Origin of the sequence: Pseudomonas palleroniana (genome assembly GCF_022836895.1) — a bacterium.
GTDB lineage: Bacteria > Pseudomonadota > Gammaproteobacteria > Pseudomonadales > Pseudomonadaceae > Aquipseudomonas > Aquipseudomonas palleroniana.
The window spans coordinates 5,413,827-5,432,778 of the sequence record NZ_CP092411.1 but is presented as its reverse complement, the minus strand read 5'-3'; the positions used below and the strand labels follow the sequence as shown (position 1 = coordinate 5,432,778).

The window sequence follows — 18,952 nt, the reverse complement described above, 5'->3', positions numbered from 1 at the left end:
CTGGGGCAAGCGCATACAGCGCGCTCCATCAAGGTAAACGCAATGATCCAGTGGCATATCGTGTGTGACTTCGACGGGACCATCACCCCCACCGATGTCATCGACAACGTCCTCCAACGCTTCGCCGGCCCCGAGTGGGAAACCATCGAACAGGAATGGCTGGATGGACATATCGGTTCCCGCGAATGCCTGAGCCGCCAACTGGCGCTGATCAAAGCGACCCCGGCAGAACTGCTGGCGTATTTTGACAGCGTCGAAATCGATCCGGACTTCCCGGACTTCGTCGATCACGTCATGGGCCTGGGCGCCACCATCGAGGTGGTCAGCGATGGCATCGAACAGGGCATCGCGCGCATTCTGTCGCGCAACTACGTGACCCTGCTGCCGATCCTCGCCAACCGCCTGCGCCAGGTCGACCAGAACAGCTGGCGCATCGACTTCCCGTATTCCAGCGATGCCTGCCGTGCCGCGGCCGGCAACTGCAAGTGCAAATCCACCCCACGCAACAAACGCGTGCTGGTGATCGGCGACGGCAAGTCCGACATGTGTGTGGCTTCCACCGCCGACTTCGTCTTCGCCAAAGGCAGCCTGGCCAAATACTGCGAAGCCAACCATATCCCTCACGTGCGCTTCGACACTTTTGCCGAACTGCCTGCGCTGCTGGCCAAACTGCCGATGGGCATCGCCGCCAACGCCACCACCTTTACCGCTGAAAATCAGGAACTCTTCCACCATGTCTGATATCCGTATCGCTACCGCCGAAGACCAGGTTCTTCTGGATAAAGAAGCCAAGTATTGCTCTTACGGCGACACCGTTCACTACATCGAGCCACCGCGCATTTTCAGCCGTTGCGAAGGCTCCTACGTGTGGGATACCGAAGACCAGGCGTATCTCGACCTGCAAATGTGGTACTCGGCCGTTAACTTCGGCTACGCCAACCCGCGCCTGAATAACGCGCTGAAACAGCAGATCGATACCCTGCCGCAAATCGCCAGCCAGTACCTGCACAAAGGCAAGATCGAGCTGTCGGAAATGATCGCAGTCGACGCCAAGAAGAAATTCGGCCTCGACGGTCGCGTGCACTTCAACGTCGGCGGTTCGCAGTCCATCGAAGACTCCCTGAAAGTCGTGCGTAACGCCAGCAACGGCAAGAGCCTGATGTTCGCCTTCGAAGGCGGCTACCACGGTCGTACCCTCGGCGCGTCGTCGATCACTTCGAGCTACCGCTACCGTCGCCGCTACGGCCACTTCGGCGAGCGTGCGCAGTTCATCCCGTTCCCGTACCACTTCCGCGGCCCTAAAGGCATGACCAAGGAAGAATACGGCAGCCACTGCGTGAAGCAATTCGCCCGTCTGTTCGAGACCGAGTACAACGGCGTGTGGGACCCGAAAGTCGGTTCCAGCGAATACGCAGCGTTCTACGTCGAGCCGATCCAGGGCACCGGCGGCTACGTGATCCCGCCGATGAACTTCTACCGCGAGCTCAAGCAAGTCCTGGATCAGCACGGCATCCTGATGGTGTCCGATGAAATCCAGATGGGCTTCTACCGTACCGGCAAACTGTGGTCGATCGAGCACTTCGACGTGCAGCCAGACGTGATCGTCTTCGGTAAGGCGCTGACCAACGGCCTGAACCCGCTGGGCGGTATCTGGGCTCGTGAAGAATTGATCAACCCGAAGATCTTCCCACCAGGTTCGACCCACTCCACCTTCGCCTCCAACCCACTGGGTACGGCGGTAGGTCTGGAAATGTTCAAGATGACCAGCGAAGTCGACTACGGCGCCATGGTCATGGCCAAGGGCAAATACTTCCTGGAAGGTCTGCAAGACCTGCAGAAACGTTTCCCGATCATCGGCGACGTCGATGGCCTGGGCCTGGCCCTGCGCTGCGAAATCTGCGCTGCGGACGGCTTCACGCCAGACAAGGCGACCCTGGACTACATGGTCGAAGAAGGCATGAAGGGCGACATGATCGTTGACGGCCAGAAACTGGGCTTGATTCTCGACGTGGGCGGCTACTACAAAAACGTGATCACCCTGGCACCGTCCCTGGAAATCAGCTACCCGGAAATCGACCTGGGCCTGAAACTCCTGGAGCAACTGCTGGTGCGAGCGACCAAGCGGTGAACAACATCGGAGTCGACCTCGGTGAAGGTGACGCCGGCTTCGTGTTGGGTGAAGGTCCGGTCGGGATTCTGTTGATCCACGGCCTGACCGGCACCCCGACGGAACTGCGCCAAGTCGCCAAGGGGCTGGCCAAGGTGGGCAACTGCACGGTGTACGTGCCCACCCTGGCTGGGCACTGCGGCGATAACAGCGACTTGCAGGCGACCGGCTGGCTGGACTGGTATGAAGGCGTGCGCAAGACCTTTGCGCAGGTCAAGCAGCGCCACGAGCAGGTGTTTGTCGGTGGCTTGTCCATGGGCGCGGTGATGTCGATGTATGTGGCCGCCGAGCACCCAGGACAAGTGGCCGGGTTGCTGATGTATTCCACCACCTTGAAGTACGACGGCTGGAGCATTAACAAATTGGCGTTCTTGACGCCGTTGTTAATGAAGATTCCATTCGGCGTGCACGTCTGCCGCTTTGAAGAGAAGCCGCCGTATGGCATCAAGAACGAGCGCCTGCGCTCGATCGTCGAACGGCAGATGAAGGAGGGGGAGAGCAGCGAAGCCGGTTTGCTGACCATGGAGGGCATCACGGTGCGCGAGTTGCACCGCATGAACGCCGTGGTCAAGAAACGCATGCCTGAGATCAAGGTCCCGGCGTTGGTGCTGCACTCCATCGAGGACGACATCACCAGCCGCTGGAACGCCGATTACGTGGAGCGCCATCTGGGTGGTCCCGTGACCAAGATCCTGCTGGACAACTGCTATCACATGATCACCGTCGACCTGCAATACCGCCGGGTGATCGAGTTGAGTGCCGAGTTTGTCGAGCAACATGCCGCCGCTGTCCAAGCGCCCGTGGATTACCGACAGCGGGCATGAACCTGAGCACTCGACGTGATCATCGCCCAAGCCTGCTTGGGCGTTCGAGCCATCCAGCGCAGTGTCTGGAACGGCTTGAAGAACGCGCGGTCTGTGTCTGGGTAAACGAGCGAGCTTGAGTACAACAGCCTGTTCTTGCGCCGGCGTAATCGGTGGGTGAACGGGCTGTTCAATTTCGCGAAAATGTTTCTTCGACCGGATCGTTCCGACCCTGCCATGGCTGCTGTGATAAGCGAAACCTGATGATCACCAAGACCCGCCCGAAAGCCCGCCCCTTTGCCATCTCGCGCTGGAGCGTCCAGCGCAAGCTGGTGCTGGCGTTCTGGTTGGTCAGCGTTATTCCGACCATGATTGCGGCCGAACTGGCGGCAACCACACTGTCACAGATCTTCGACAGCAACGTGCGCATCTGGCTGCAAGAGTCGACCAAGATCGTCAAGGACGAGGTCGGCAACATCCTTCATGACAACGCGCGCATGGCCAAGCTGTTCCTGCGCTACACCAGCCCGCCGTCAAGCAAGCAAGCCGCCAAGCACGACCGGCTGACCGCCGACATTGCCAACGCCACTGATATCGACGTAGTTGCGCTGATCCGCGCCAGCGATCACAAGGTGGTGTTCACCACGGCGGCTGACGATGTGGTCAAGCAGATCAACCTGACCAGCAATGCCGTCTTGCAGACGGTGCAGGTGGCCGGCGTGACGACGGGCATGGTGGTCTCCACGTTCGAAACCACGCAGGACGGGGAGGACTACCTGCTCCTGGTCGCTACCTACCTGGACAGCAGCTTCCTCACCAGTGTGGCGGATGTCCACTCCCTCGACCTGCGCCTGTACCTGGCCAACCCTTCGGGTTTTTCCGAGATATTCTCGACCCAGCGTTTTGATAATCACCCGTCGCGCATCCCGAAGAATGTCGAAACGGCCATGCGCGCCACCAAACAACCGAGCGAACAGTTCACCAACAATTACAGCGGTTTGTACTGGCCGATCTTCAACGACGCCGGCGACCTGCAAGGTGTGATCTTCAGTGGCCTGCTGCGCCATACCAGCCTGGTGGGGCTGGTGAACCAGAGCAACCTGTTCTTGCTGATTTTCCTGCTCAGCTCGGCGCTGTCCCTCGGCGCCGGGGTACTGGTGTCACGGCGCCTGACCAAGCCGCTGCGGGACTTGTCCCTGGGGGTGAACGCGGTGATCTCCGGCAATTATGAGCACCGGGTGCTGGTCAGTGGCGGCGACGAATTGGCGCAGTTGAGCAGCACCTTCAACCACATGACCGAACGCCTGGGCGAGCTGCACCACCTGGAAGCGCAACTGCGCCGTCGAGACCGGTTGCACGCCCTGGGCGAAGTCGCCATGGGCCTGGCTCACGAAATCCGCAACCCGCTGGGTATTATCAAGACCGCCACCCAGCTGTTGCACCGCCGTGCGGACTTGGCGGAGACCGACAAGCGCCACCTGGAATACGTGATCAGCGAAGTCAGCCGCATCAATGAACTGATCACCGAGTTTCTCGACTTCGCCAAACCCAACCCACCGTTGCGTGTGTTGCAGGCGGCACGCCCGGTGGTCGAAGAAATCCTCGGCTTCTGCGGCCCCGAATTGGCCACCCACAATATCGATGCACAAATTATCGACCAGGCCCCCGGCGCGACGCTTTATGCGGATGCCAAACAGATCAAGCAGGCGTGCCTCAACCTGATTCTCAATGCCGTCGACGAAATGCCTGAAGGTGGGCGTCTGACGCTGGGTATCGCCAGCACGAACGGCTACACGGTGATCAGCATTGCCGACACCGGCCCGGGCATTCCGGCGGATATGATGGAGCGTATCTTTACGCCATTCGTCACTACCAAGGCTTCGGGCACCGGCCTGGGGCTGGCTAAAGTCTATTCGATCATGGAAAGTCACGACGGCAGCATTGAATGCGCCAGTGAGAAAGATGCCGGCGCCACCTTCAGCCTGTACATTCCGGCGCAGGGTGAAGACGATGGCGACGATGAGGAAGGTCATGACGCATAACGTATTGGTAGTCGACGACGAGCCGAAGCTGTGTGATTTGTTGTCGTCTGCCTTGAGCCAGAATGGCATCCAGGTGTTCACCGCGAGCAACGGCCTGCATGCGCTCAAAGTGCTGGAGCAGGAAGACATCGACCTGGTGATCAGTGACTGGCGCATGCCGGGCATGGATGGGCCGGCACTGCTGGCCGAGATCAAGGTGCGTTTTCCGGACCTGCCGGTGATCGTGATGACGGCCTACAGCACGGTGAAAAATGCCGTGCAGTCGATGCGCAATGGCGCCTATGACTACATCGCCAAGCCCTTCGACATCGACGAGCTGGACATCACCGTGGCCAAGGCTTTGCAGTTTCGCGACATCCTGCGCGATAACGCGCGGCTGCGTGCCGAGCTGGATCACCATGCCCAATTCGACAGCCTGGTGGGCGAAAGCCCGGCCTTTCGCCAGGTGCTGCACGCGATCGACTCGGTACGCGACAGCAATGCAACCATCCTGCTGACCGGCGAAAGCGGCACCGGCAAGGAAATGGTCGCTCGCGCCATTCACAAGCACGGCAGCCGGGCCGACAAACCGTTCGTAGCGGTCAATTGCGCGGCGATCCCCGAAGGCTTGCTGGAAAGCGAGATGTTCGGCCATCGCAAGGGCGCTTTCACCGGCGCGGTCAGTGACCGGGTCGGGCGCTTCCAGCAGGCCGACAAAGGCACGTTGTTCCTGGACGAAGTGGGCGATATGCCCCTGGCCTTGCAGGCCAAGATCCTGCGTGCATTGCAGGAGCGGGTGATCGAGCCGGTGGGTGATCCACGCGAGCGCAAGGTCGACGTACGAGTGATCGCCGCGACCAACAAAAACCTGCTGGATGCGGTGGCCAACAAAGAATTCCGCGAAGACCTTTACTACCGTCTCAACGTGTTCCCGATTCCGCTGCCGCCCCTGCGTGACCGTGCCGAAGACATCGTGCCCCTGGCCCGGCACTTCGCCGAGACCCTGAGCGCCACCGCCGGCAAACGCATCACCGGCTTCAGCCCGGAGGCGTTGCAGGCCATGGCGGCCTACAACTGGCCGGGCAATATCCGTGAACTGCAAAACTGCGTGGAGCGCGCGACCATCGTGGCGGCCAAACCGGTGATTGAAGATATCGACTTGCCGGCTTACCTGTTCGCCTCCAAGCCCACCGAGGGTGGCGTGACGGCGGTGCTCAGCGAGGGCCTGGGTGTGCCTCAGGACCTGGATGCGGCGCTGGCGGAGGTGGAGAAAGCCTACATCCTGGCGGCATTGCAAGAGAGCAACGGGGTGCAGGCAGCGGCGGCGGCGAAGATCGGGATTTCTGAAAGAAGCTTCTGGTATCGCCTGAAAAAACTGGGCATCCAGGTGGAAAAGATCATCCGCTGAAAGCAGACCTGTAGTGAGCGGGCTTGCCAGTCAGTTAAGCGATAGAACGATGAATAACTTGTGGGAGGGGGGCTTGCTCCCGATGAGGGTGTGTCAGTCAGCAATTTATCGACTGACTCACCCTCATCGGGAGCAAGCCCCCCCTCCCACAGTGACCGCGTTACTCCTTAACTGACTGGCATTGGGGCTTGCCCCGCGCTGGGCGGCGTAGCCGCCCCAAACCGAGGCCCTCGATCTTTCTGAAACACCGCAGCGGTCTTGTTGGGGCGGCTTTGCCGCCCAGCGCGGGCAAGCCCGCTCACTACAAGTTAGGTCGCGATAGGAGTGGGGTCTCCTGTGACTTAGTGGCTCAAGCCATATTTCTTGACCTTGTCGAACAGCGTGGTCTTGGCCATCCCCAGTTCCTGGCTGGCCTGGGTCAGGTTGCCGCCGCTGCGTTGCAGGGCGTCGTTGAGCAGGTTGCGTTCAAAGGCTTCCACCGCTTCGGTGAAGGCCAGGCCCTGGTTGCCGCTGCTGGCACCGCTTTTCTTGAAGGCGGGCAGGCCCAGGGCGAAACGTTCGGCGACGTTGCGCAGTTCGCGCACGTTACCGGGCCAGTCGTGGCTCATCAGGCTCGACAGGGTCTGGTTGTCCAGCTCCGGCGCGGCGCGGTCGAAACGCAGGGACGATTGCTGCAGGAAGTGTTCGAACAGTTGCAGGATGTCTTCGCGGCGCTCGCGCAGCGGTGGCAACTCCAGGGTCACCACGTTGAGGCGGTAGTACAGGTCGCTGCGGAACTGGCCGGCACGGCTCAGCCCGTCGAGGTCGGATTTGGTGGCGGCGATCACCCGGCAATCCACCGCTACGCTCTGGTTCGATCCCAGGCGTTCGAGCGTGCGTTCCTGCAACACTCGCAACAATTTGATCTGCAGGTTGATCGGCATGCTTTCCACTTCATCGAGGAACAGCGTGCCTTCGTGGGCGTGCTCGATCTTGCCGATACGGCGTTTGCCGGCGCCGGTGAATGCGTTGGCTTCATGGCCGAAAATCTCGCTTTCGAAGAGGTTCTCCGGCAGGCCGCCGCAGTTCAACGCGACGAATTGGTGAGCGTGGCGCCGGCTGAAATCATGCAGGCAACGTGCGACCAGTTCCTTGCCGGTGCCGGTTTCGCCTTCGATCAGCACGTTGGCCGAGGTGTCGGCCACATTGGCGATCAGTTCGCGCAGGTTCTGCATGGCCGGTGAGCGGCCGATGATGCGGCCTTCCAGGGAATCGCGTTCAGCCAACTGACGGCGCAGCGACCAGACTTCCCGCGCCAGGCTGCGTTGCTCCAGGGCACGGCGCGCCACGTCGACCAGGCGCTCGGGGGAAAAGGGTTTTTCCATGAAGTCGTAGGCGCCGTTGCGCATGGCGCCCACCGCCATGGAGATATCGCCATGGCCGGTGATCAGTACCACCGGCAGGCTTTTATCCAGGGCCTTGAGGCGGGTCAACAGCTCCAGGCCGTCGATGCCCGGCAGGCGGATATCGCTGATCACGATGCCGGCAAAGTTCTCACCAATGCGCTTGAGCGCTTCTTCGGCACTGCCTACGCCCACGCTGGGAATGTCTTCCAGTGCCAGGGCCTGCTGGCAACCGAGCAATACATGGGGGTCGTCTTCGACGATCAGGACGGTGAGGCCGTCCTTGGGGGCTGTAGCGTCTGTATTCATGTCGACTCAGCTGTTTGAGCGCCCGCCAGCGGCAAGCACAGGACAAAGGCAGTACCACCACCGGCCGGGTGTTCCACGGCGAGGTTGCCGCCGGTGGCCGCCGCGAGGCTGGCGGACAGGGTCAGGCCCAGGCCCAGGCCCTGCTCGCCTGGCTTGGTGGTGAAAAAGGGTTCGAATAAATGTTTGCGCGCCTCGGGGTCGATACCATGACCGTTGTCACGCACGTGCAGGCGATATTTGCTGTCGGCGCTGTGGCCTTCCAGCCACAGTTCGGGGGCCGGCTGTGCCTGCATGGCGTCGAGGGCGTTGCCGATCAGGTTGACCAGGATCTGCTCCAGGCGCGTCTGGTCGATCTGCAACTGGGCGTCGGCGAAGTCGCGGTGCAGGGTGATCGGCAGGCCGTCCAGGCGTGCGCCGAGCACCTGGAACGCAGCGTCCACGGCTTTGCCGAGGCTGGCCTCGCCCTGGTCGTCACCGCGTCGGGCGAACGAGCGCAGGCTGGCGGTGATGCGGCCCATGCGGTCGATCAGTTCGTTGATAGTCTTGAGATTGGTGCTGGCGGTGTCGAGGGCGCCGCGCTCAAGGAAGCGCACGGTGTTGCCCGACAACGTGCGCAGCGCCGCCAGTGGCTGGTTCAATTCATGGGCGATACTGGTGGACATCTGTCCGATGGCTGCCAACTTGCCCGCCTGTACCAGTTCGTCCTGGGCGCGGCGCAGGGTTTCTTCGGCCTGGCGCCGTTCGCGGATCTGGCCCTTGAGCCGTTCATTGCTGGCGCGCAGGTCGGCGGTGCGTTCGGCAATCCGTCGCTCCAGTTGGCTGTTGGCTTCCTGCAAGGCTTCGCGGGCCGCGAGGCGGGTGGCGATGACCTTGCGCCGTTCGTTCCAGGCGATCAGCAGAAAGGCCACCAGGCCAAAGGCGACGGCCACCAGGATGCCTTGATTGATCGCTGCGCGGCGCAGGTCATTGAGCGGCGTCAGCAGGGTGAAATTCCACGGTGTGTCGTTGAGCGGACGGGTTTGCGCCAGGTAGCTGACAGCGTGCTCGTCGTTAACCACTTCACTGTTGGCCGGGAAGGTCAGTTTCTCGCTGCCTTCGTTGAGGCGCTCACGGGCCAGGGGTTCGAGCTCGTTCAGAGTCGCCCAGTAATATTGCAGGCTGTGCGCCAGGCGTTCCTTGGTGTCATCGCTCAGCGGGCGCACCGCCTTGAGTCGGCGGGCCGGGTCGCTGGAAAGGATGATGATGCCGTTTTCATCACTGACAAACGCTTCGAGGCGCGCACGTTGCCAGCGCTCCTCCAGGGCTTCGAGGCGCACTTTGACCACGGCCACGCCGATGATCTTGCCGTGCTCTTCCAGGCCGTGGGCCAGGTAGTAGCCGGGCTCGCCGTTGGTGCTGCCGATGCCGTAGAAGCGGCCGGGTTGGCCACGCACGGCGTTCTGGAAATAGGCGCGGAAGGACAGATCCTCACCCTGGTAGCTGTCGGCATCGCGCCAGTTACTGGTCGCCAGCACGCGGCCGGTAGTGTCCATCACGTAGATGGCCCGACTGCGACTGCGGCGGTTCAGGCCCTCCAGGTAATCGTTGACGGTTTTGCGCGTCTCCTGGTTCGGGTCGGCCAGCAGTTGGGAAACGCTGGACTCCAATTCCAGGAGGCTGGGCAGATAGGTGTATTTGCTCAGTTCACTTTCGACCGTGCGGGCGTGAAGCTCCAACTGGCGTTCGCCCGTGTCGCTGAGCGTGCGGATGCCGTAGAACTCACTGACCCAGAACCCGATATAACCCAAGCCGATCATCAGGGCGATGATCAACGGCGGCAGGAACAGTTGGCGAATCAGACGTGGTTTCACAGCAAGTGATGGCGGTGCGGCGCGAAATTGGTTGGGGTCGCATTTCATCACAGATGCCTTGGGTCAACCAGAGCTTGCCGGTCCAGTGTGGGAGGGGGCTTGCTCCCGATAGCGGTGGTTCAGCTGAATATGCATTGGCTGATATAGCGCTATCGGGAGCAAGCCCCCTCCCACATTGACCCGGTTTCTACAGGGGAAGCTACGGAGTACTTAGTGCTGCAGGATTTTCTCAAGGAAGTGCTGTGCACGCTCGGAGCGGGCGCTGATATCGCCGAAGAACTCTTCTTTCGGGCAGTCTTCGATGATCTTGCCGGCATCCATGAAAATCACGCGGTCGGCCACTTTACGGGCAAAGCCCATTTCGTGGGTCACGCACATCATGGTCATGCCTTCCTGGGCCAGTTGCACCATTACGTCGAGCACTTCGTTGACCATTTCCGGGTCGAGGGCCGAAGTGGGTTCGTCGAACAGCATGACGATCGGGTCCATGGCCAGGGCGCGGGCAATCGCCACTCGCTGTTGCTGGCCGCCGGACAGTTGGCCCGGATGCTTGTGGGCGTGTGCCGACAGGCCGACGCGGTCAAGCAGTTGCAGGCCTTTCTTGGTGGCTTCTTCCTTGCTGCGGCCAAGCACCTTGATTTGCGCGATGGTCAGGTTTTCGGTGATGGTCAGGTGCGGGAACAGTTCGAAGTGCTGGAACACCATGCCCACGCGCGAGCGCAGTTTCGGCAGGTTGGTCTTCGGGTCGGCGATGGAGGTGCCGTCGACCACGATGTCGCCCTTCTGGAACGGTTCCAGCGCGTTGACGCATTTGATCAGGGTGGATTTGCCCGAGCCCGAGGGCCCGCACACCACGATCACTTCGCCTTTTTTAACCTCGGTGCTGCAATCGGTCAGCACCTGGAAGTCGCCATACCACTTGTTGATGTTCTTGATAGAGATCATACGGCAAACCTTTTTTGCAGACGCTTGACCAGCAGCGAGGCGGAAAAGCTGATGATGAAGTAGACGACACCGGCGAAGATCAGGAACTCATTGGAGCGGCCGATGATGTCGCCGTTGGAGCGGGCAGAGTTGAGGAAGTCCACCAGGCCCACGGTATAGACCAGCGAGGTGTCCTGGAACAGGATGATCGACTGTTGCAGCAGCAACGGGGTCATCTTGCGGAACGCCTGGGGCAGGATGATCAGGCGCATGGTCTGGCCATAGGTCATGCCCATCGCTTGTGCCGCGCCCATCTGGCCCTTGGGGATCGACTGCACGCCGGCCCGCACGATTTCACAGAAGTACGCGGCTTCGAACATCATGAAGGCCACGACGCAGGACGTGAACGCGCCGATCGGGGTGTCCTCGCCGGTGATCCAGCGCAATACGAACGGCACCGCCAGGTAGAACCAGGTGATCACCAACAGCAGCGGGATCGAGCGGAAGTAGTTCACATACGCGCCGGCCAGGCTCGACAGCAGCTTGCTGGACGACAGGCGCATCAGCGCGAGCACGGTGCCCAGCGCGATGCCGCCGATCACGCCCATGACCATCAGTTGCAGGGTCATGAGCATGCCGTTCCACAGGCCCGGGATAGCGGGGATGATGCCGCTGAAATCGAAGTCCATTATTTACCCCCCACGGAGATCAGGCCGGGCACGGCGACTTTCTTCTCGACCAGGCGCATCAGCAACATCAGGCTCATGTTCAGGGTGAAGTAGATCAGTGTGGCCAGGGTGAACGCTTCAAACAGGTTGGCCGAGAATTCGGCGGTCTGCTTGGTTTGCGCCAGCAGTTCCATCAGGCCGATCAAGGACGCCACGGAGGAGTTCTTGAACACGTTGAGGAACTCCGAGGTGAGCGGCGGAATGATGATCCGGTAAGCCTGGGGCAGCAGCACGTTCCAGTAGATCTGCGGCAGCTTGAAGCCCATGGCGCGCGCCGCGGATTCCTGGCCGCGTGGCAGTGCCTGGATGCCGGTACGCACTTGCTCACACACACGGGCGGCGGTGAACAGGCCCAGGCACACCACTACGCTCAGGTAGGCCGAGGTAGTCGGGTTGAGGTCTTGTTTGTACCAGTCCTGCAGGTTCTGCGGCAGCATGTCGGGCACCAGGAAGTACCAGATGAACAGCTGAACCAGTAGCGGCACGTTACGAAACAGTTCCACGTAGCAGGTCGCGATGCCCGATACGAGGCGGCTTGGCACGGTGCGCATGACCCCCAGAATGGAGCCCAGCAGCAAGGCGATAATCCATGCCACGACAGCGATGGCGATGGTCCAGCCCAGGCCGGCGATATACCAGTCGAGATAAGTCTCGCTGCCAACGCCGGTGGACTTGAAGAATACGCCCCAGTCCCAGTTGTAATTCATTAGGGTCTCCCCTCGAGATCGATCGATGTACAAGCACCCGCTTGGGGAAGATCCTTTCCCACCTGACGGTGAACGCCAGGCACACGCGATCGGCTCGAAAACCGCCAGGTCGAGTGTTCCAAATTAAAGCCAGCAGGTAGTAACAGACGCCTGAGGGAGGGTTGGCTCCCTCAGGAGATAAGCTTAGTCAGGTATCAGATTTTTACGTCAGGCGCCGGCTTGTCGCTTGGGTTGGCGATCAGCTCCTTCACCTTCTCGCTCATCGGGAAGTTCAGGTTCAGGCCTTTCGGTGGGATCGGGCTTTCGAACCATTTGCTGTAGATCTTGTTGATTTCGCCGGACTTGAACAGGCCAACGATGGCGTCATCGACAGCTTTCTTGAACGCTGGGTCGTCTTTGCGAACCATGCAGGCATAGGCTTCGAAGGACTGTGGAGTGCCGGTAATGACCCAGTCATCCGGCTTCTTGGCCTTGGCTTCTTCACCGGCGAGCAGGGCGTCGTCCATCATGAAGGCAACGGCGCGGCCGCTTTCCAGCATCTGGAAGGATTCGCCATGGTCTTTGGCGGAGATAACGTTCATGCCCATCTGCTTGTCGGCGTTCATCGCCTTGATGATGCGCTCGGACGTGGTGCCGGCGGTGGTCACGACGTTCTTGCCTTTCAGGTCGGCAAAGTCAGCGTAGGACGGCTTGCCATCCTTGTCTTTCTTGACCAGCAGGCGGGTGCCGATTTCGAAGATGTTGACGGTGAAATCAACTTGCTGGGCGCGTTCGGCGTTATTGGTGGTGGAGCCGCACTCGAGGTCCGCGGTGCCGTTCTGGATCAACGGGATACGGGTTTGCGAGGTGACCAGGTTGTACTTGACCTTGAGGTCGGGTTTGTTCAGGTCTTTTTTCAGGGCTTCAACCACAGCCAGCTGAACGTCGTGGGAGTAGCCCACAGGTTTGCCCGAACCATCCGCAATGTAGGAAAACGGGATGGAACTGTCGCGGTGCGCGAGAGTGATGGTGCCGGAGTCATTGATTTTCTTCAGTGTGCCGGTGAGTTCGGCGGCGAAAACTGGAGTGCTGATCAGAGCAGCAGCGATAGCTGCGCCCAGGATATGGGGAACGATGCGCATCAATACTTCCTCGACATTTGTTTTTTTTATAAAGCCGGCTCAACGGCTCTCTTGTACAGCGAATGCCCGTGACGGCTCCTGAAGCGTCTCAGGCAATCCTCAGGGAGTGTAGAGCATGAGTCGTGCCAGACCAGGAATAAAAGGTTAACTGCATGATTTATATGATGATTAACTTTGTGTGACGGCAAATATGTAACCGTCGGATCCGGCAAACCGAATAGGTTGGGGTGTTGCGTTCGGAAAACCGAATGCAATGGGGAGGGCATGTAGGACCAGGCTCGCTCGCCAACAGGCGCAAAAACGCCGCGTTCATTCTGGATAAACGGGGCGTTCTCAGGTTTTTCGCGAGCGGGCTCGCTTCTACGGGATGGAGGGTCAGGCCGCCTGGGTCTTGCTGCGGTTCTGCTCAACCTGGGAGAGGTAGCGTTGCAGGTTGTCCTGTTCTTGCGCAGTGGTGAACAGGCCCAGTTTGGTCCGGCGCCACAGCACGTCCTGCGCTTGTGTCACCCACTCTTCGGCGCACAGGTAGTCGACTTCGCGGGTGTACAGGCCACCACCCAGGTGCTCGCCCAGGTCGGCCGGCGATTGCACACCCTCCAACAGGCGCCAGGTACGGCTGCCGTACGTGGTGGCCCAGCGTTGGGCGAGCTCGCTCGGCACCCAGTCGAACCGGCTGCGAATGGCATCGGCCAGCGCTTGTGGCGTGGTCATGTTTTCGCCGCCGGGCAGGCTGGCTGTTACGGTCCAGCTTGGACGCATCTGGGTGAAGAACGGCGCCAGCTGTGCCATCGCCGACTCCGCCAACTTGCGGTAGGTGGTCAGCTTGCCGCCGAATACCGACAGGATCGGCGCTTCACCATTGCCGCCGGACAGTGCCAGGGTGTAGTCGCGGGTGATGGCCGACGGGTTATCCGACTCGTCATTGCACAGCGGACGCACGCCGGAGTAGGTGTGGACGATGTCGTCGCGGCTCAGTTGCTTCTTGAAGTGAGCGTTCACCACCTTGAGCATGTAGTCGGTTTCACCTTCGGTAATCGCCACTTTAGCCGGGTCGCCGGTGTATTCGCGGTCGGTGGTGCCGATAATGGTCAGGTGGTTCAGGTATGGAATGGTGAAAACGATACGCTGGTCTTCGTTCTGCAGGATGTGCGCGTGGGCGCCTTCGTACAGTCGCGGCACGATCAGGTGGCTGCCCTGGATCAGGCGGATGCCGTAAGGCGAATCCAGCTTCAGGTCGTCCTTGATGAACTTGGCGACCCAGGGGCCTGCGGCATTCACCAGCGCACGGGCGCGGATCGAGAACAGGCTGCCATCGGCACGTTCCATGTTCATTTCCCACATGCCGTTGCTGCGGCGTGCACTGACGCAACGGGTCTGGGTATGGACATGGGCGCCCTTCTCGCGGGCGGCCATGGCGTTGAGTACCACGAGGCGGGCGTCATCCACCCAGCAATCGGAATATTCGAAGCCTTTGGTGATTTCGCTTTTCAGCGGGCTGTCAGGGCCGAACTTGAGACTTTTGGAGCCAGCAAGTTTTTCGCGCTTGCCCAGGTGGTCATACAGGAACAGCCCGGCGCGAATCATCCACGCCGGGCGCAGGTGCGGGCGGTGCGGCAACACGAAACGCATGGGCTTGACGATGTGCGGCGCCTTGGCCAACAGCACTTCACGTTCAGCCAGGGCTTCACGCACCAGGCGGAACTCGTAATGTTCCAGGTAGCGCAGGCCGCCGTGAATCAGCTTGCTGCTGGCAGACGATGTGTGGCTGGCGAGGTCGTCCTTTTCGCAAAGGAATACCGACAACCCGCGCCCGGCTGCGTCTGCTGCAATGCCGACGCCATTGATCCCGCCACCGATTACGGCAACGTCATAGACTTCGGCAAGCGGTGGAGCAGGCAAGGTGGAAGGAGTCATCGGCTGGCCTCGCGATCTTTTCGTCTTTGAATTCGAACATTAATGTTCATTTGCGAAAATGGTAGCTGATAAACGCGCGCACAGCCACCCGACTTCGATTGAAAAAACTCATCGAAGGGCGGGGAAAGGAAAATTTGTGAACATGAAGGCAGCCTGTAGTGAGCGAGGCAAGCTCGCTCACTACAGGATATTTGTAGTCTTCAGACGACTTCCAGGCGAACCTTGTGCTGGTTCAATAGCTGCACCAACGCCGGTACCGGTTGCTGGTCGGTCACCAGGCAATCCACCAGGCTGATTGGCCCCAGTCGAATCATGGCATTGCGCCCGAATTTGCTCGAGTCCGCCGCCAGGATCACTTGGCGCGCATTGGCGATGATCGCCTGCGAAACCCGCACTTCCTGATAGTCGAAATCCAACAGGCTGCCGTCTTCGTCGATGCCGCTGATGCCGACCAGGGCAAAATCGACCTTGAACTGGTTGATGAAGTCGACACTCGCCTGGCCCACGACACCGCCGTCGCGGCGCACATTGCCACCGGTCAGCAACACATCGAAATCGTCCTTGGTGCTGAGCATGGCGGCGACGTTGAGGTTGTTGGTGATGATTTTCAGGTGGTTGTGGTTGAGCAGCGCGCGGGCTATGGACTCGGTGGTGGTGCCAATATTGATGAACAATGAGGCATGGTCGGGAATCTGCGCGGCGATGGCTTCACCGATGCGCTGTTTCTCATCGCGCATCTGGTCGGCACGCATGGCGTACGCGGTGTTCTCGACACTGGAGTCATAGGCCGCGCCGCCGTGGTAGCGGCGCAGCAGATTGGCGTCCGCCAGTTGGTTGATATCGCGGCGGATGGTTTGCGGGGTGACAGCGAACAGCTGCGCCATTTCCTCGATACTGACGTAGCCGCGTTCGCGGACCAGTTCGAGGATTTGTTGTTGGCGGGGAGGCAGATTCATGGGGCGTCCTTTGGGCTGCCATACAAAAGTGGCCCATGATGACGCAGCAAGCGGCTCCCCGCCAGTTACAACCCGATTTGGGCTCGGTACCTGGCTTATTCAGCGCCTTCGTGAGGCTCCCAGTCGCGGGTGCGGCTGACCGCTTTTTGCCAGCCGGAGTACAACTTCTCCTTGGCTGCCTCATCGAGCTGAGGTTCGAATTCGCGCTCGATCACCGCTTTACCGCGCAACTCGTCCAGGCTGCCCCAGAAACCGCACGCCAGGCCTGCCAGGTATGCCGCACCGAGGGCTGTGGTTTCGCGCATTTGCGGGCGCTCGACCTGAGTGCCGAGGATATCGGCCTGGAACTGCATCAGGAAGTTGTTGGCCACTGCGCCGCCGTCCACGCGCAGGGCCTTGAGGCGTTCGCCCGAGTCCTGTTGCATGGCGTCGAGAACGTCGCGAGTCTGGTAGGCAATCGACTCCAGGGCTGCACGAATAATGTGGTCCACGCGTACGCCACGGGTCAGGCCGAACAGTGCGCCGCGTGCGTAGGGGTCCCAGTACGGAGCACCCAGGCCGGTGAAGGCCGGTACCAGGTATACGCCGTTGCTGTCCTTGACCTTGCCGGCGAAGTATTCGGTGTCGTGGGCGTCGTTGATGATTTTCAGCTCATCGCGCAGCCATTGCACGGTGGAGCCACCATTGAATACCGCGCCTTCCAGGGCGTAGGCCACTTCGCCGCGCGGGCCGCAGGCGATGGTGGTGAGCATGCCGTGCTTGGACTTCACGGCTTTGTCGCCGGTGTTCATCAGCAGGAAACAACCGGTGCCGTAGGTGTTCTTGGCTTGACCCGCTTCTACGCACATCTGGCCGAACAGGGCGGCTTGCTGGTCACCGGCGATGCCGCCGATGGCAATGCCACTTTTGGTGCGGCCGTAGATTTCCGAGGAAGATTTCACTTCCGGCAGCATTTCCCGCGGGATGTCCAGGATCTCCAGCATCTTCGCATCCCACTCCAGGGTGTGGATGTTGAAGAGCATGGTGCGCGAGGCGTTGGTGTAGTCGGTAACGTGGGTCTTGCCGCCGGTAAATTTCCAGATCAGCCAGCTGTCGATGGTGCCGAACAGCAGCTCGCCGGCGCGGGCACGCTCGCGGCTGCCTTCGACGTTGTCGAGGATCCACTTGAGCTTGGTGCCGGAGAAATACGGGTCGGTCACCAGGCCCGTGGCGTCGCTGATGTATTGCTCATGGCCATCTCGCTTGAGCTGCTGGCAGATCTCGGTGCTGCGGCGGCACTGCCAGACGATCGCGTTGTAGATCGGGCGGCCGGTGATTTTGTCCCACACCACAGTGGTTTCACGCTGGTTGGTGATGCCGATGGCGGCCACCTGATCATGGTGCAGGCCAGCCTGGGCCAGTGCCTCGACCATCACCGCGCTTTGGGTGGCGAAGATTTCCATCGGGTCATGTTCGACCCAGCCAGCCTGTGGGTAATGCTGAGCGAATTCACGCTGGGCGGTGCACACCACGTTGGCGTCGCGATCGAAAATGATCGCCCGCGAACTGGTGGTGCCCTGATCAAGGGCAATGATGTAGTTCTTGTTCTGAATGTCGGTCATGTCGATTGCCTTGGACGAAAATAAGGAAGTTATTAACCAGCCTGGGCCGCAAAAAGGGCAGTGGGCGCCAGGCCGGCGCTATCAGGAAATATGCGTCTTGCCGTTGACAGCCGTGTCAGTTGTTTCAGAAACAGTGGGGGCGGCGCTCGGCAGGTGACGGGCAATCAACCCGCGATAGGCAGCAGCGCCGAGGCATGCGCCGACGATCGGAGCGAAAATCGGCACCAGGAAGTAAGGAATATCGCGACCACCGGTGAAGGCCATTTCACCCCAACCGGCGAAAAAGGTCATCAGCTTGGGGCCAAAGTCACGTGCCGGGTTCATCGCAAAACCGGTCAGCGGGCCCATGGCGCTACCGATCACCGCAATCAGCAGGCCGATCAGCAGAGGTGCCAGCGGGCCGCGTGGCAAACCGTTGTTGTCGTCAGTCAGTGCCATGATCACACCCATCAGGATCGCGGTGATGATCATCTCCACCAGGAACGCCTGGGCTGTGCTCAGCAGCGCATGGGGGTAGGTGGAGAACACCGACGCCAATTCCAGGCTGGCCTGGGAGCCGCGAACCATATGGTGGGTTTGTTCGTAATCGAAAAACAGGTTGCTGTAGAGCGTATAGACCAACGCGGCGGCGCAAAACGCACCGGCGATCTGGGCCAGGATATAGAAGGGCAGTTTGCGCTTTTCGAAATCGGCAAAGATGCACAGGGCGATGCTGACTGCCGGGTTGAGGTGAGCCCCGGAAATGCCGGCACTCAGGTAGATCGCCATACTTACGCCGACCCCCCAGATAATGCTGATTTCCCATAACCCGAAGCTGGCACCCGCGACCTTGAGCGCAGCCACACAACCGGTACCGAAGAAGATCAGAAGCGCAGTCCCCAGGAACTCGGCCATGCATTGGCTCGAAAGTGAAGGCTGTTGAAGAGCAGTTGTCATGGAAAACCTCTGTTTTTGTTGTTGTCTGTTGTCTCGTCGCAATGGGCGAGCGTCGACTTTTACCGTGGAAAGGATCCCCATCCTGACTCGCGGTCTACTGCTCGAGTGCTGCGGGTGGTATTCCT

General features: G+C 60.4%; 15 protein-coding genes and 1 pseudogene. 6 read left to right on the top strand and 10 right to left on the bottom strand.

Annotation, left to right across the window (positions count from 1 at the left end):
• The first annotated feature begins 42 nt into the window (after positions 1 to 42).
• The 6 genes and pseudogenes from MJP36_RS24465 to MJP36_RS24440 all read left to right on the top strand — a co-directional run bounded on the left by MJP36_RS24465 (position 43) and on the right by MJP36_RS24440 (position 6,399).
• On the top strand, positions 43 to 741 hold the full coding sequence (locus tag MJP36_RS24465; RefSeq protein WP_060754442.1) for an MtnX-like HAD-IB family phosphatase: 699 nt from the start codon (positions 43 to 45) through the stop codon (positions 739 to 741).
• Positions 734 to 2,128 carry an aspartate aminotransferase family protein gene (locus MJP36_RS24460; RefSeq protein ID WP_244384177.1) on the top strand — a complete coding sequence of 465 codons (1,395 nt, stop codon included), beginning with the start codon at positions 734 to 736 and terminating at the stop codon, positions 2,126 to 2,128. The genes MJP36_RS24465 and MJP36_RS24460 overlap by 8 nt, the downstream gene beginning before the upstream one ends.
• Positions 2,125 to 2,991 carry an alpha/beta hydrolase gene (locus MJP36_RS24455; RefSeq protein ID WP_090366494.1) on the top strand — a complete coding sequence of 289 codons (867 nt, stop codon included), beginning with the start codon at positions 2,125 to 2,127 and terminating at the stop codon, positions 2,989 to 2,991. The genes MJP36_RS24460 and MJP36_RS24455 overlap by 4 nt, the downstream gene beginning before the upstream one ends.
• A gap of 111 nt (positions 2,992 to 3,102) precedes the next feature.
• Positions 3,103 to 3,234, top strand: a pseudogene (locus MJP36_RS24450) (GNAT family N-acetyltransferase); the annotation flags it as partial.
• Complete coding sequence (locus MJP36_RS24445; RefSeq protein WP_090366493.1) at positions 3,234 to 5,012, top strand: sensor histidine kinase; 1,779 nt, start codon at positions 3,234 to 3,236, stop codon at positions 5,010 to 5,012. The pseudogene MJP36_RS24450 and the gene MJP36_RS24445, both read left to right, overlap by 1 nt.
• Positions 5,002 to 6,399: a sigma-54-dependent transcriptional regulator gene (locus MJP36_RS24440; RefSeq protein ID WP_060754438.1), complete on the top strand. Its 1,398-nt coding sequence runs from the start codon at positions 5,002 to 5,004 to the stop codon at positions 6,397 to 6,399. Before MJP36_RS24445 ends, MJP36_RS24440 begins: the two co-directional genes overlap by 11 nt.
• 341 nt (positions 6,400 to 6,740) lie before the next feature.
• On the opposite strand, the gene aauR is transcribed toward MJP36_RS24440, so the two are convergent.
• The 10 genes from aauR to MJP36_RS24390 all read right to left on the bottom strand — a co-directional run bounded on the left by aauR (position 6,741) and on the right by MJP36_RS24390 (position 18,827).
• Positions 6,741 to 8,021: a two-component response regulator AauR gene (gene aauR, locus MJP36_RS24435; RefSeq protein ID WP_244385662.1), complete on the bottom strand. Its 1,281-nt coding sequence runs from the start codon at positions 8,019 to 8,021 to the stop codon at positions 6,741 to 6,743.
• Positions 8,022 to 8,086: 65 nt separating this feature from the next.
• Complete coding sequence (aauS, locus tag MJP36_RS24430; RefSeq protein ID WP_161550403.1) at positions 8,087 to 9,988, bottom strand: two-component sensor histidine kinase AauS; 1,902 nt, start codon at positions 9,986 to 9,988, stop codon at positions 8,087 to 8,089.
• Between the two features lie 162 nt (positions 9,989 to 10,150).
• On the bottom strand, positions 10,151 to 10,885 hold the full coding sequence (locus tag MJP36_RS24425; RefSeq protein ID WP_060753935.1) for an amino acid ABC transporter ATP-binding protein: 735 nt from the start codon (positions 10,883 to 10,885) through the stop codon (positions 10,151 to 10,153).
• Positions 10,882 to 11,553: an amino acid ABC transporter permease gene (locus MJP36_RS24420; protein ID WP_060753936.1), complete on the bottom strand. Its 672-nt coding sequence runs from the start codon at positions 11,551 to 11,553 to the stop codon at positions 10,882 to 10,884. The genes MJP36_RS24425 and MJP36_RS24420 overlap by 4 nt, the downstream gene beginning before the upstream one ends.
• Positions 11,553 to 12,299 (bottom strand): amino acid ABC transporter permease, encoded by a 747-nt coding sequence (locus MJP36_RS24415; RefSeq protein WP_060753937.1) that lies wholly within the window; start codon positions 12,297 to 12,299, stop codon positions 11,553 to 11,555. Before MJP36_RS24415 ends, MJP36_RS24420 begins: the two co-directional genes overlap by 1 nt.
• Before the next feature lie 194 nt (positions 12,300 to 12,493).
• On the bottom strand, positions 12,494 to 13,420 hold the full coding sequence (locus MJP36_RS24410) for a glutamate/aspartate ABC transporter substrate-binding protein (protein ID WP_104995639.1): 927 nt from the start codon (positions 13,418 to 13,420) through the stop codon (positions 12,494 to 12,496).
• Positions 13,421 to 13,795: 375 nt separating this feature from the next.
• Complete coding sequence (gene glpD, locus MJP36_RS24405) at positions 13,796 to 15,334, bottom strand: glycerol-3-phosphate dehydrogenase (RefSeq protein WP_244384176.1); 1,539 nt, start codon at positions 15,332 to 15,334, stop codon at positions 13,796 to 13,798.
• Between the two features lie 200 nt (positions 15,335 to 15,534).
• Positions 15,535 to 16,290 (bottom strand): DeoR/GlpR family transcriptional regulator, encoded by a 756-nt coding sequence (locus tag MJP36_RS24400; RefSeq protein ID WP_060753940.1) that lies wholly within the window; start codon positions 16,288 to 16,290, stop codon positions 15,535 to 15,537.
• Between the two features lie 95 nt (positions 16,291 to 16,385).
• Positions 16,386 to 17,891: a glycerol kinase GlpK gene (gene glpK, locus MJP36_RS24395; protein WP_090366489.1), complete on the bottom strand. Its 1,506-nt coding sequence runs from the start codon at positions 17,889 to 17,891 to the stop codon at positions 16,386 to 16,388.
• Positions 17,892 to 17,972: 81 nt separating this feature from the next.
• Positions 17,973 to 18,827, bottom strand: a complete 855-nt coding sequence (locus MJP36_RS24390) for an MIP/aquaporin family protein (RefSeq protein WP_060753942.1) — start codon at positions 18,825 to 18,827, stop codon at positions 17,973 to 17,975.
• Between the last annotated feature and the right edge of the window lie 125 nt (positions 18,828 to 18,952).